The 12,030-nt window shown below is 63.4% G+C and carries 16 protein-coding genes; 9 read left to right on the plus strand and 7 right to left on the minus strand.

Features of this window, described 5'->3' with window-relative positions; all coding sequences use genetic code 11:
• Nucleotides 1-9 precede the first annotated feature (9 nt).
• The 8 genes from ACMGG9_RS05800 to ACMGG9_RS05835 all read left to right on the plus strand — a co-directional run bounded on the left by ACMGG9_RS05800 (nucleotide 10) and on the right by ACMGG9_RS05835 (nucleotide 6,806).
• Nucleotides 10-384, plus strand: coding sequence for a cell envelope integrity TolA C-terminal domain-containing protein (locus ACMGG9_RS05800; RefSeq protein ID WP_147837760.1), 375 nt, complete (start codon nucleotides 10-12; stop codon nucleotides 382-384).
• Between the two features lie 140 nt (nucleotides 385-524).
• Complete coding sequence (locus ACMGG9_RS05805) at nucleotides 525-1,001, plus strand: OsmC family protein (RefSeq protein ID WP_033642352.1); 477 nt, start codon at nucleotides 525-527, stop codon at nucleotides 999-1,001.
• 89 nt (nucleotides 1,002-1,090) lie between these two features.
• Entirely contained in the window at nucleotides 1,091-2,149 is a 1,059-nt protein-coding gene (locus ACMGG9_RS05810) for a fatty acid desaturase (protein ID WP_147880348.1), read from the plus strand.
• A 13-nt stretch (nucleotides 2,150-2,162) separates the two neighbouring features.
• Nucleotides 2,163-3,092: an ABC transporter substrate-binding protein gene (locus ACMGG9_RS05815; RefSeq protein WP_033650522.1), complete on the plus strand. Its 930-nt coding sequence runs from the start codon at nucleotides 2,163-2,165 to the stop codon at nucleotides 3,090-3,092.
• Nucleotides 3,093-3,153: 61 nt separating this feature from the next.
• Nucleotides 3,154-4,314, plus strand: coding sequence for an ABC transporter permease (locus ACMGG9_RS05820; RefSeq protein WP_072628081.1), 1,161 nt, complete (start codon nucleotides 3,154-3,156; stop codon nucleotides 4,312-4,314).
• A complete protein-coding gene (locus ACMGG9_RS05825; protein ID WP_047572208.1) occupies nucleotides 4,311-5,246 on the plus strand; it encodes an ABC transporter ATP-binding protein in 936 nt (311 codons plus the stop codon). Before ACMGG9_RS05820 ends, ACMGG9_RS05825 begins: the two co-directional genes overlap by 4 nt.
• Complete coding sequence (locus tag ACMGG9_RS05830) at nucleotides 5,243-6,016, plus strand: ABC transporter permease (RefSeq protein ID WP_414161966.1); 774 nt, start codon at nucleotides 5,243-5,245, stop codon at nucleotides 6,014-6,016. The genes ACMGG9_RS05825 and ACMGG9_RS05830 overlap by 4 nt, the downstream gene beginning before the upstream one ends.
• Nucleotides 6,017-6,044: 28 nt before the next feature.
• The gene (locus tag ACMGG9_RS05835; protein ID WP_089191356.1) at nucleotides 6,045-6,806 is read left to right on the plus strand and encodes a phosphate/phosphite/phosphonate ABC transporter substrate-binding protein; all 762 of its coding nucleotides are present in this window, start codon (nucleotides 6,045-6,047) and stop codon (nucleotides 6,804-6,806) included.
• Between the two features lie 6 nt (nucleotides 6,807-6,812).
• Here ACMGG9_RS05835 and ACMGG9_RS05840 read toward each other — a convergent pair whose 3' ends face one another.
• The 3 genes from ACMGG9_RS05840 to ACMGG9_RS05850 all read right to left on the minus strand — a co-directional run bounded on the left by ACMGG9_RS05840 (nucleotide 6,813) and on the right by ACMGG9_RS05850 (nucleotide 8,383).
• Nucleotides 6,813-7,532 (minus strand): SDR family oxidoreductase, encoded by a 720-nt coding sequence (locus ACMGG9_RS05840; protein WP_116286529.1) that lies wholly within the window; start codon nucleotides 7,530-7,532, stop codon nucleotides 6,813-6,815.
• 106 nt (nucleotides 7,533-7,638) lie between these two features.
• Nucleotides 7,639-8,019, minus strand: coding sequence for a MarR family transcriptional regulator (locus ACMGG9_RS05845; RefSeq protein WP_004939357.1), 381 nt, complete (start codon nucleotides 8,017-8,019; stop codon nucleotides 7,639-7,641).
• Nucleotides 8,020-8,053: 34 nt separating this feature from the next.
• On the minus strand, nucleotides 8,054-8,383 hold the full coding sequence (locus tag ACMGG9_RS05850; protein ID WP_414161967.1) for a hypothetical protein: 330 nt from the start codon (nucleotides 8,381-8,383) through the stop codon (nucleotides 8,054-8,056).
• Nucleotides 8,384-8,481: 98 nt separating this feature from the next.
• On the opposite strand from ACMGG9_RS05850, the gene ACMGG9_RS05855 reads away from it, so the two are divergent.
• A complete protein-coding gene (locus ACMGG9_RS05855; protein ID WP_198808992.1) occupies nucleotides 8,482-9,393 on the plus strand; it encodes a LysR family transcriptional regulator in 912 nt (303 codons plus the stop codon).
• On the opposite strand, the gene ACMGG9_RS05860 is transcribed toward ACMGG9_RS05855, so the two are convergent.
• The 4 genes from ACMGG9_RS05860 to ACMGG9_RS05875 all read right to left on the minus strand — a co-directional run bounded on the left by ACMGG9_RS05860 (nucleotide 9,381) and on the right by ACMGG9_RS05875 (nucleotide 12,018).
• On the minus strand, nucleotides 9,381-9,557 hold the full coding sequence (locus ACMGG9_RS05860; protein ID WP_004939348.1) for a hypothetical protein: 177 nt from the start codon (nucleotides 9,555-9,557) through the stop codon (nucleotides 9,381-9,383). The two genes, ACMGG9_RS05855 and ACMGG9_RS05860, sit on opposite strands and share 13 nt — an antisense overlap.
• Before the next feature lie 103 nt (nucleotides 9,558-9,660).
• A complete protein-coding gene (gene yedA, locus ACMGG9_RS05865; RefSeq protein WP_033650530.1) occupies nucleotides 9,661-10,584 on the minus strand; it encodes a drug/metabolite exporter YedA in 924 nt (307 codons plus the stop codon).
• Nucleotides 10,585-10,692: 108 nt separating this feature from the next.
• Nucleotides 10,693-11,187, minus strand: a complete 495-nt coding sequence (locus tag ACMGG9_RS05870) for a DUF2878 domain-containing protein (RefSeq protein WP_033642363.1) — start codon at nucleotides 11,185-11,187, stop codon at nucleotides 10,693-10,695.
• A gap of 177 nt (nucleotides 11,188-11,364) precedes the next feature.
• Nucleotides 11,365-12,018, minus strand: a complete 654-nt coding sequence (locus ACMGG9_RS05875; protein WP_033642364.1) for a helix-turn-helix transcriptional regulator — start codon at nucleotides 12,016-12,018, stop codon at nucleotides 11,365-11,367.
• Nucleotides 12,019-12,030 lie beyond the last annotated feature (12 nt).

Genomic DNA, 12,030 nt, shown 5'->3' on the forward strand with positions numbered 1-12,030 from the left:
ACATAGGGAATGAAAAAGACACTAAGCCTGTTGGCGCTGTTACTGTTGAGCGGCTGCGGCGCGGGCGCCGGGCGTCAGGCCGGCACCCCCTTGCCGTCGCCGCAGGCCGAGGCGCCGGTTGCGGCGCCGCTCAGCTATCCGGTGCGGGTGCATAACTCGGTGAGCCGCGAGCTGCGTTTGCCGGAGCATGCGCGCGGCCAACGCTGCACCATCAGCATCCGTCTGCGGCCGGACGGGAAACTGGCGAGCAGCAAGATCGTAAGAGGCGATGCGCCGCTGTGCGCGGCGGCCAACGCGGCGGTGCAGCGCGCGCAGTTTCCGCCGATGGCCAGCGCCACTGAATACGCGTTGTTCAACGCCGTGGTGCTCGATTTCGTTCCCTGAAGGGATGTGACCGACGGGCTGCCTGCGCGGCCCGTTTTTTCTCGTTTCGCCGTTTGCGTATTCACGCTTTTCCGCCAATAGTGTTCTCCGGGCATGCACCCAGATAATTTTTCATTGGCCGGCCAACGGGAGCAAAAGACATGAAAGGCGAGCATCATTATCAGGTCTCGGTGACCTGGCAGGGAAATCTGGGCGCAGGCACGGAAGATTATCGCGCTTATGGACGCGATCACCTGATCGGCGCCGTGGGCAAGGCAGATATCGCCGGCTCAGCCGATCCGGCCTTCCGCGGTGACGCGACGCGCTGGAATCCGGAGGATTTGCTGGTAGCATCGCTCAGCGCTTGCCACAAATTATGGTACCTGCATCTGTGCGCCACCTCGGGGATTTCGGTGCTGGCCTATCAGGACGATGCCGTGGGCGTGATGCGCGAAGACGCCGCGCGCGGCGGCTTTTTCACCTCGGTGACGCTGCGGCCGCAGGTCACGGTGCGCGACGGCGACGATCTGCAACTGGCGCAACAGCTGCATGAGAAGGCGCATCACCTGTGCTTTATCGCCAATTCGGTGAATTTCCCGGTGGCGTGCGAACCGCAGGCCGCGTACGCAACCCGCTGAATTTTCACTTAGCTTTGCCATTTTCGTTATTTTGAACGTCACTGCGGCTCACGGATACTGGGGGAAAATCCCCAACCGCGAGCCGCAGCATGCCCCACGCCCACTATTTGCACCCCGAACAACGCGACCGGATCCGGCGGCTTTATCAGCGTTGGCACTGGCGGCTAGAACTGCCCACCTGGGGGATCATGGCGGCGGTGTACGGTGGCTGGTTTGGCGTGGCGCATTATTGGCAGGCGCTGGGCCCGTGGCTTGGCACGCCGCTGCTGATCCTGCTGACCACCGGGTATATGTCGCTGCAGCATGAGCTGATCCACGGCCATCCGACGCGCCGGCCGCGCGTCAATCAGCTGTTCGGCCTGTTGCCGCTGGCGGTGTGGTATCCCTATGGGCTGTATCGCGATTCGCATCTGCGCCACCATCGCAATGAACACCTGACCGATCCGCACGAAGATCCCGAAAGCTACTACTTCAGCGCCGCGCAGTGGCGGCGTTATCCCCGCCTGTTGCCGCTGCTGGCCGCGGTGCGCAATACGCTGATCGGCCGGGTGCTCCTCGGCCCGGCGCTGGATATCGCCGCGACCCTGGCCGCGGCGGTGAAGGCGCTTGCCGGTGGCGCATGGCGCGTATGGGCGATGTGGCTGGTGCACCTGTCGTTGTTGGCGGCGCTGCTGCACTGGCTGCAGGCGCAGGGTATCGGTACGGCGTTTTACCTGTTGGCCATCAGCTATCCGGCGCTGGCGCTGACCAAGGTAAGATCGTTTTTTGAGCATCGCGCCGTGGACGCACCGCAGGCACGTTCTATTATTAATGAGGCGGGCTGGCCGTGGCGGCTGTTGTTTCTCAATCTGAACTACCATTTAGTGCATCACGATCTGCCCGGCCTGCCCTGGTATGGCCTGCGCGAAGTCTATCTGGCGGAACGCGAAGCGTATCAGCGCCGCAGCCAGGGATTTGTCGCGCAAGGCTACGGCGAGTGGCTGCGCGATTACGCGCTGACGCCGATCGACGTCTGCGTGCATCCGCTGAGCGCCGGCGAACGGCGGGAGGAACGCGGTGCCCGGCCGAAGAAAAACTTTATTGCGCGCTGGAAGCGCGTTTCTCAGGATTTTCCAACCGAACTGGCCCATGAGCCAGAAAACATATAACCAGAGGAAAAGTATGGCAATCACCTTATCACGCGGACGTTCCTTTGCCATCGCGCTGGCTCTGCTGGCCACCGGCGGCCTGGCGCAGGCGGCCGACTCGGTACGCGTCGGCTCCAAGATCGATACCGAAGGTTCGCTGCTCGGCAACATCATCGTGCAGGTGCTGGAAGCCAACGGCATCAAAACCACCAACAAACTGCAGCTCGGCACTACCAAGGTGCTGCGCGGCGCCATTACCTCCGGCGAGATCGACATTTACCCGGAGTACACCGGCAACGGCGCGTTTTTCTTCTCCGATGAGAAAGATCCGGCATGGAAGAACGCCCAGGCTGGCTTCGAGAAGGTGAAGCAGCTCGACTACGACAAAAACAAAATCGTCTGGTTGGACGCGGCGCCGGCCAACAATACCTGGACTATCGCCATTCGGCAGGACGTGGCGGACGCCAACCATCTCAAAACGCTGGCGGATCTCGGCAAGTGGATCAACGGCGGGGGCAAGTTCAAGCTGGCGGCCTCGGCGGAGTTTATCGAGCGGCCGGATGCGCTGCCGGCGTTCCAGAACGCCTACGGTTTCAAGCTGAATCAGGATCAGCTGCTGTCATTGGCCGGCGGCGACACGGCGGTGACCATCAAGGCGGCGGCGGAGCAGACCTCCGGCGTCAACGCGGCGATGGCCTACGGCACCGATGGCCCGGTGGCGGCGCTGGGGTTGCAGACGCTGGCGGACCCGAAAGGCGTACAACCCATCTACGCGCCGGCGCCGATCGTGCGCGAAGCGGCGCTGAAAGCGCACGCCAATCTGCCTGAACTGCTGAAGCCGGTGTTCGCCTCGCTGGACGGGCCGACGCTGCAAAAGCTCAACGCGCAGATCGCAGTGGAAGGCCAGGACGCCAAACAGGTGGCGGCCGCTTACCTGAAAGAGAAAGGATTTGTTAAGGGATAACGCCGAGGTGCCCCCTCTTGCTACGGGAGAGGGGGAAAACCGATGGCGCCGGAGAGTTTCTTTGACTATTGCCGTAAAACATCGCGTGTTGTTAACGCTGTTCGTGCTGTTGCTGCTGGCCGCCTTCGGCCTGCCGTTCCTCAGTTATGCCCCCAATCGTCTGCTGTCGGGTAAAAGCCTGTCCTTATTCTCCCTGTTGCACGGCCCGGCGCTGTGGCTGCTGTTGCCGCTGGCGGCGTTGGCGATCCTCAGCCTGTTGCCGCCGACGCGGGGGCGTGCGCTGTTGACGGCGCTGGCCGCCTGCGGGGTGCTGACGCTGGTCTTTTGGATCGGCGGACAGGCCGCCGAACGCCTGGCGCAGGAGGGATCGCGCCTGGCGCGCACCTCTTGGGGCAGCGGTGCCTGGCTGACGATGGCGCTGAGCCTGCTGATCGCCGCCGACGCCATGACGCGCCTCACCGCGTCGCATCTGCGGCGAATGCTCGGCAACGCGCTGGTGCTGGTGCCGCCGGCGCTGCTGCTGTTCGGCCATCAGCTCGATCAGCTGTCGCTGCTGAAGGAGTATCACAATCGCCAGGAGGTGTTTGACGCCGCGCTGCTGCAGCACCTGACCATTCTGCTGGCGACGATGGCGCCGGCGCTGGCGATCGGCGTGCCGCTCGGGGTGCTGTGTTTTCGCTCCGAGCGCTGGCAGAGGCCGATCTTCTCCGCGCTGAACATTATCCAGACCGTGCCTTCCATCGCGCTGTTCGGCCTGCTGATCGCGCCGCTGGCGGGGCTGGCGGCGGCGGTGCCCTGGCTGGCGGAACACGGCGTCAGCGGCATCGGCATGGCGCCGGCGATCGTGGCGCTGGTGCTGTACGCGCTGTTGCCGTTGGTGCGCAGCGTGGTGGCGGGGCTGCAGAGCGTGCCGGCCGGGGTGATTGAATCCGCCACCGGCATGGGGCTGACGCGCGGGCAGATCTTCCTGCGCGTGCAACTGCCGTTGGCGTTGCCGCTGTTCCTGACCGGCGTGCGCATCCTGGCGGTGCAAACCGTCGGCATGGCGGTGGTGGCGGCGCTGATCGGCGCCGGCGGCTTTGGCGCCATCGTGTTTCAGGGGCTGCTCAGCAGCGCGCTGGATCTGGTTCTGCTGGGGGTGATCCCGGTGGTCATGATGGCGGTCATCGTCGATTCGCTATTTAAATTTTGGGTTTCAATCCTGGACGTATCGCGCCGATGATTCACTTTGAGCAAGTCAGCAAAATTTTTCAGGGCAAGCCGGCGGTGGACGATCTCACGCTGCACATCGCCGAGGGTGAATTCACCGTGTTGATCGGCACCTCGGGTTCCGGCAAGTCCACGACATTAAAAATGATCAACCGCCTGATCGAGCACGATCGGGGCAAGATTCTCTTTGCCGGCGAAGAGATCCAGTCGTTTAAACCGCAGGATCTGCGGCGGCGCATGGGCTATGCGATCCAATCGATCGGCCTGTTTCCACATTGGACGGTGGAGGAGAACATCGCCACCGTGCCGCAGCTGCTGAAATGGCCGCGCGCGCGCATTCGCGATCGGGTTACCGAGTTGCTGGAGCTGCTGCACCTGGAACCGGATCTGTTTCGTCGCCGCTATCCGCACCAGCTTTCCGGCGGGCAGCAGCAGCGGGTCGGAGTGGCGCGCGCGCTCGCCGCCGATCCCGAGGTGTTGTTGATGGACGAACCGTTCGGCGCGTTGGATCCGGTCACCCGCGCGGCGCTGCAGGCGGAAATCGCGCGCATTCATCAGATCTCGGGCCGTACCATTGTGCTGGTGACGCACGACATCGACGAGGCGTTGAGCCTGGCGGATCGTCTGGTGCTGCTCGATCAGGGGCGGGTGGTGCAACAAGGCACGCCGCTGACGCTGTTGACCGCCCCGGCCAACGACTTCGTGCGTGACTTCTTCGGGCGCAGCGATCGCGGCATCAAGCTGCTGTCGCTGGGGACGGTGGCGGAGCGGGTGCGGCCCGGTGTCGCCGGGGGCGAACCGATCGCCGCTGCCATGAGCCTGCGCGAGGCGCTGTCGGTGTTCGTGGCGCGGGGCAGCGACTGCCTGCCGGTGGTGGATGAACGGGGCGAAGCGTTGGGGGTTCTGCACTTCCACGATTTGATCGCCGGGCAGGCGCTGTCATGAGCGGGCGTCTCTGGCGCCTGCTGCGCGATCCGCTGCCCTGGACGCTGGCGCTGCTGTTGGCGCTGGTGTTCGGTATGGATCATCTGCGCGGTCTGTTTGCCGCCTGGTTCCCCGATCTGGACCGGCCCATTTATCAGCAGGACAGCTTTATCGCGCTGGTGGGGGCGCACCTGTCGCTGGTGGCGATCTCCAGCCTGATTGCGGTGGCTCTCGGCGTGGCGGCGGGCGTCGCCGTGACCCGACGCGGCGGCCGGGAGTTTCGTTCGCTGCTGGAAACGGTGGTGGCGGTGGGGCAGACCTTCCCGCCGGTGGCGGTGTTGGCGGTGGCGGTGCCGGTGATGGGCTTCAGCGAGCAGCCGGCGATCATCGCGCTGGTGCTGTACGGCTTGCTGCCGATCCTGCAGGGCACGCTGGCGGGCATCGAATCGGTGCCGCCCGCCACGCGCGAGATCGCCCGCGGCGTGGGGATGAGCGCCTGGCAAATACTGTGGCGGGTTGAACTGCCGCTGGCGGCGCCGGTGATTGTCGCCGGGATCCGCACGTCGGTGATCATCAACATCGGCACGGCGGCCATCGCTTCCACCGTCGGTACCAAAACGCTCGGTTCGCCGATCATCATCGGCCTAACCGGGTTTAACACCGCCTATGTGATCCAGGGCGCGGCGGTTGTGGCGTTGTTGGCTATTATCACCGATATGCTGTTCGAACGTTGGGTGCGTTATCTCACCGCCTGGCGTCAGCAGACGCTGGCGGCCACTCCGGTGGGGTAAGGGGGAAATGATGCAGGTGTCTCTACCGATGTACGGCGTTGGCCGGGAGCAGGCCGACGCTTTCTGGCAGGTCTTGCGCGGCAAGCTGCTGCGGCTGGGGCTGCCGGCGGCGCCGGAACGGCTCAGTTGGCCGGACGATTTGGCGCAGCATTGGCGGCGCGAGGATCTCTTGCTCAGCCAAACCTGTGGTTATCCGTTGGTCAGCAGCCTGCCGCAGGTGCAGCTGATCGGAACCTATCATTATCGGGTGGAAGGGTGCGACGGGCCTAATTACCGCAGCTGGCTGGTGGTGCGCGCAGGCGACTCCGGCGAACGGCTGGCGGATTTTCGCGGCCGGACGGCGGCGTATAACAGCACCGATTCCCAGTCCGGCTACAACGGCTTGCGCGCGCTGATCGCGCCGCTGGCGCAGGACGGGAAATTCTTCGGTGCGGCTATCGCCTCCGGGGCGCATTATCAGTCGCTGAAACTGATCCGCAGCGGGCAGGCGGATATCGCCGCCATCGATTCCATCAGCATGGAACTGCTGCGCCGCGCGCAGCCGCAGGCGCTGGAGGGGCTGAAAATCATTGGCCGCACGGCGGCGGTGCCGGGTTTGCCGCTGATCACCGCAGCCGGCACGCCGCCGGAACAGGTGGACATCCTGCGCGCCGGCGCCCGAGCGATGCTGGATGAGGCGGTCAGCGACCGCCTGCTGATCGGCGATTTCAGCCTGGTGCCGCGCTCGGCTTATCAGATTATCACCGTGCTGGAGCAGCAGGCAGCCGCACAGGGCGTAACGGCGCTCTAGCCGCCGTTACAGCAGGCCGCCGCCGTCGATATCGATCACGCTGCCGGTGACGAAACCGTTCTCCATCGCCAGCAGGTAACCCGCTGCGACGTCGGCCGCCTGGCCGATCCGGCCGACCGGCAGACTGACGCTCACGCGCTCGAACAGCGCCTGACGCTGCGCGGCGCCCATGCCGTCGTAGGCTTCGGTGGCGGTGATGCCGGGGCTGACCACGTTCACCCGCCGCGGCGCCAGTTCCTTCGCCAGCTGTTTACCGACCGCTTCCAGCGCGGCGTTGATGCCGGTTTTGATCAACTGACCGCCGAGGTATTTGCGCGACAGCTGGCCGGAGGTCAGGGTGATGGAGCCCTGCGGCGCCAGCGTCGGCAGCGCGGCCTGCACCGCGCGCAAGCTGCCCCAGAATTTGACGTTGAAGTCGGCCTGCGCCTGCTCAAAAGCAGTCTCCGCCAGCGGTTTCGCCTGCACCAGCGGCCCGGCGGTGATCACCAGATGGTCGAAAGCGCCGACGGCGGCAAACAGCGCATGCAGCGACGCTTCATCGGTCAGATCGGCCTGCATCAGATGCAGCGCGTCGTTTTTCTCCCCGGCGTGGGGAAGGCGGCGCGAAGCCAGCACCACTTCAGCGCCGCGTGCCGCCGCTGCGTAGGCCACCGCGGCGCCAATGCCGCTGGTGCCGCCCAGGATCACCAGCTTTTGTCGTTTCAGGGGGGAGTCAGGAATTGTCATGTTAAGGCCTCTTTTTAGGTAAGTTTCAACGGGATCTATCTTTCCTGATTGAAAATCACCTAACAATCGGCCTTGCTGACAAACTCTTATTAATATTTTTTAAAGATCATGCGGCGCTAAAGCGGGCGTTTAGCTTCTGATCCACGATGATTTCGAAATCGGTAAACAGCGCTCGGGGTTTCACTGAACGCCCCTGTTTTTCCAGTGCCACCAGGCCGTGCCCGCTCAGCGTTTTCAGCGTGGTGGACAGATTGCTGACCTGGCGCCCCGACAGTTCGGCCAACTGGCTGATGGTCTCGGGGCGGGCAGTGTCGATCAGACGCAGCAGGGCAATATTCTCGTTGCTGAGCACCTGGGCCAGCGCAATCATTGACGTAAACCACACTTTGGGCTCACGTTCCTGTGGCTGGTATTCCCCTTTTGCGATCGCCAGTGTGCGCTTGCGAATCAGTTCTTCAGGCATCACGCCAATCAGTGCTTTCATCATCAACCTCGGTTTTCTCTCTTGCGTATGACTTCGTCTATCCGGGTAAAAAAATCTTCCACCAACTGATAGGCGGAATGAAACTCGTAGGGTGAGCCTTTGTCCTCGGGGAGTCATGTTGGTGATCGTAAACGACGCGGCCCGAAAATTTACCTTTGCGGGGTGTTTTAATGGCATGCGCGTTGTCTATGCCAAAAACCCGGGAATTGTGGTTATCATGCAAGGTCAAATTGTAACGGATGCCGTGAGGGATAAAGGCCGTTTGGGTCACCGTCCAAGCCTCGATTTTCCACCAATAGCCATCCTCACGATTGACCCGCGTGCCATGCAGACTAAGGATGTAGTCCAGTCCGTTGTGTTCATCCATTGATCAAAGCTCCATTTATTATGATTTAATCATAACTGTTGGGCGTTTTATCGTCAATCCGATACGCCGTGAATCCGGCTCTCTAAGAAGGGAAATACATGACCTCATTTGTCGATCTCGAGGTGTTTGTCCGCACGGTGGACGGCGGCAGTTTTTCCGCCGCGGCGCGCGCGCTGGACATGACGCCGGCGGCGGCCAGCATTGCGGTGAAAAGGCTGGAGCAGCAGTTGGGCGCGCGGCTGCTGGTGCGCTCCACCCGCAGCCTGAGGTTAACGGAGGAGGGGGCTCGCTATCTCGACAGCGCGCGCCTGGCGCTGGGCGCGTTAGCCGAAGGAGAGCAGGCGATCCGCGAGAAGCATCAGGGGCTGTCCGGGGTGCTGCAGATTTCCGCGCCGTCGGATTTTGGCCGCAATTTGCTGCTCTGCTGGCTGGATGAGTTCCGCCTGCAGCATCCGCATATCCAGCTGCAGCTTCTGATCAACGATCGGCAGGCCGACCTGTTCCGCGAACCGGTGGACGTGGCATTGCGCTTCGGGCCGCTGGCCGACTCTTCGCTGGTGGCGCTGCCGATCTTGCCGCAGCATCGGCGGTTGATCTGCGCCAGCCCGGATTACCTGCGGCGTCACGGCGCGCCGCAAACGCCGGCCGATCTGGTTCGGCACAGCATTCTGGTGTATCAGCCCAGCGGCAAACGGCAGGTGGAATGGCGGCTGTGGCGCGGTGAGGAGGGGGTCGAAGTGCCGCTGAACGGCAGCTATTTTACCGATGACGGCGAGGTGGCGCGGCGCTGGGCGCTGGCGGGGCACGGCGTGGTGCGCAAGTCGGCGATCGACGTGGCGGCCGACATTCACGCCGGGCGGCTGGTGCAACTGTTGCCGGAATGGCGCAGCGACGCGGTGCCGATCAATCTGGTCTGCCCGCATCGTTCGCAGGTGTCGGAACGCGTCAGGCAGCTGCAGCGCTTTTTACAGCAGCGCTGCCGGCGTTGGATGGACGATCACTTGGCCTGAAGGGTTTCGGTTTGCGCCGGCGTGGCGGCGGTATCCCCGGCAGGCGCGCTTTCTTCGTGCGGGGTGGTGGAACGGGTGTAGATGTTCAGCCCGGCGAGGAATACGCCGCCCAGAGAACCGAAGGCGCACAGGGCGATGACGATGACGAACGCTTTTTTCAGCATAGGAATAATTTCGCAGGTTGCTTGGAACAGCGGGAATTATAGCCCCTTCGCCGGGTGAAACAAGAATCGTTTTTAACGGCGGCCCGCAGACCGCCCTTTGTGATCATCGCCGTTCGCAGTCGATGGCCTGTACGTTGGCCGGGCGGGCGAACAGGTATTTTCCCAGCGTCACCAGCACCACCGCCGCAACGATGATCACCAGCGCCAGCCACTCGCGCGGCGCCAGCGATTCACCGGCAAAACCGATGCCGAGCAGCACCGCCACTACCGGGTTGACGTAGGCATAGCTGGTGGCGACCGCCGGGCGCACGTTCTTCAACAAGAACATATAGGCGCTGATCGCCAGCATCGAACCGAAGACGATCAGATAGCCCAGCGCCAGAAAGCCGCCGGTGCTCGGCATCTGAACGAGGCGCTCGCCGCTCAGCTGGCTGGCTGCCAATAACACCACGCCGGCGACCAGCATCTCCGCTGCGCCGGCCATCGGCCCGGCTGGCAGCGAGATGCGCGATCCCAACACCGATCCGAAGGCCCAGCTGGCCGACGCCAGCAAAATCAGCAGCGCGCCGGTCGGATTGCCCACCAGGTTGTTGCCGGTATTAAGCAGCACGATGCCCACCAACCCGAGCGCGATGCCGGCCCATTCCAGCTTGGTGTTGCGCATGCCCCACAGCAGGCTGAAGCAGAGGGTAAACAGCGGCACCGTCGCCACCATCACCGCCGCGATGCCGGACGGCACGTGTTGGTGTTCCGCCACCGTCACCAGGCCGTTGCCCACCGCCAGCAGCAGAATGCCGATGGCGCCGGCGGCCAGCCACTGCTTCGGCGTCGGCAGCGCGTGGCCGCGCCAGGCCAGGAAACTGAACAGCACGATGCCGGCTAGCAGAAAGCGAATCCCGGCCATCATCAGCGGCGGCCACTGTTCGACGCCCAGACGAATGACGAAATAGGTGGAACCCCAAACGATATATAACGTGAACAACGCCCCGATCAACGGCAGGACGCTACGGCTTTGTTGGCTAAGCATAGGATTGTATTCTGTGGGAATGATTATTATTAGAACGCTCAGTAAACCCGATCGGGCAACCGATAAGCAATGGCCTGCGGCATTATTTTTCCGGCGGCCGAAAGCCGTTCAATGGCCTTGCTGTTTCCACTGCAGCCAACTGACGGCTGGCAGATAAATCGACCAGCCGATGGCCAGCAGCAGCAGCATGAACTCCGGCGGCATGCCGGGCAGCAGGGCGTCCAGTTTCCAGGACACGGCGTAGGCGAAGGGGCCGAGGGCGGCGCCCAATACCGCCAGCGGCCAGGGCGCCGCTCTGACCACGTCCAATAGCCAATACCACCAGCAGCCGAAGCCGATCCACAGCGCGATGGTCCAGAGCGGCAGGCCGTGTTGCCCGCTGTAATGCAGCACGCCGCTGTAGCTCCACAGACCATCCATGCCGATGCCGCCCAAGGCGGCCAGGGCGGCGCCCTTGCGGCGGGCGGCGGGGGTAAAGATCAGCGCCAGCGCCGCACCGGCCAGCAGTATGCCGTTGAGCCGATCGCGAGTCAGCAGCGCCAGCAGCCAGCAGACGCCCAGCCCCAGCGTCGCCAGCCAGAATCCGGCATGCGGCTTCTTCATCGTTCAACTCCCGTGGGGTTACTCTGCCGCCGTGCGCAGCGCGCCGACGGAGGTGTCAGAACGGGCGCGGGGCCCGTTGTTTGCCTGAATATTCGATAATTCAACCTTAGAAGGGAAGGTGCGGGGTGCACAAGCAGAATAATCTGTACCGGTTGAAAACGCGGGCAAAAACCGGTGTTACAAGAGAGAAATCCGGTAGGCGCAGCGGCGAGAGCCGGCCAGAATGTGTTCGGCGCGCTCCACCTGCGCCTGCAGCACTTCGGTGAAGATGCTCAGCTCAGCGCGGCAGAAGCCCTGGCAGACGGTGGCGGCGGCGCAGATCGGGCAGTGGTTTTCCACCAGCAGATAGGCGCCGTCTTCCTCCTGACGCCATTCGGCCATATACCCTTCGCGGCAGCGGATCTCGGTGAGGCGCGCCACGCGTTCGCGCAGATCGGTGGCGCCGATCATCGCCTGCTTGTAGTTGATGCGGTTTTCCTGCTCACGGGTCTCGATCAGCAGGTCGATCGCCTGTTCACCCAGCTTGTCACGCACGGTGCGCAGCAGCTGCACCGTCAGATCCGCATGGGTGTCCGGAAAGCGTGCGTTACCGGCGGCAGTCAAATGCCACAGCTGCACCGGGCGGCCCACGCCGCGCGTTTCCGCGATCGCTTCGACCAGCCCCTCTTTCGCCAGCTTGACGAACTGCTGGCGGGCCGCTTCACCGGTGGTGCCGAGCACTTTTCCTGCGTCTGAGGCTTGCTGCGGGCCGCGGGTCTTCAATAGCGTCAGCAAACGGTCACTGACCGATTGTGCGGTGCTGCCGCCATTTTCCAAGTTTATTCTTGACATATTTCTCCGCCT

The sequence above is a fragment of the Serratia sp. BNK-10 genome, from assembly GCF_047456065.1.
In the GTDB taxonomy this organism is placed as follows: Bacteria; Pseudomonadota; Gammaproteobacteria; order Enterobacterales; family Enterobacteriaceae; genus Serratia; species Serratia ureilytica.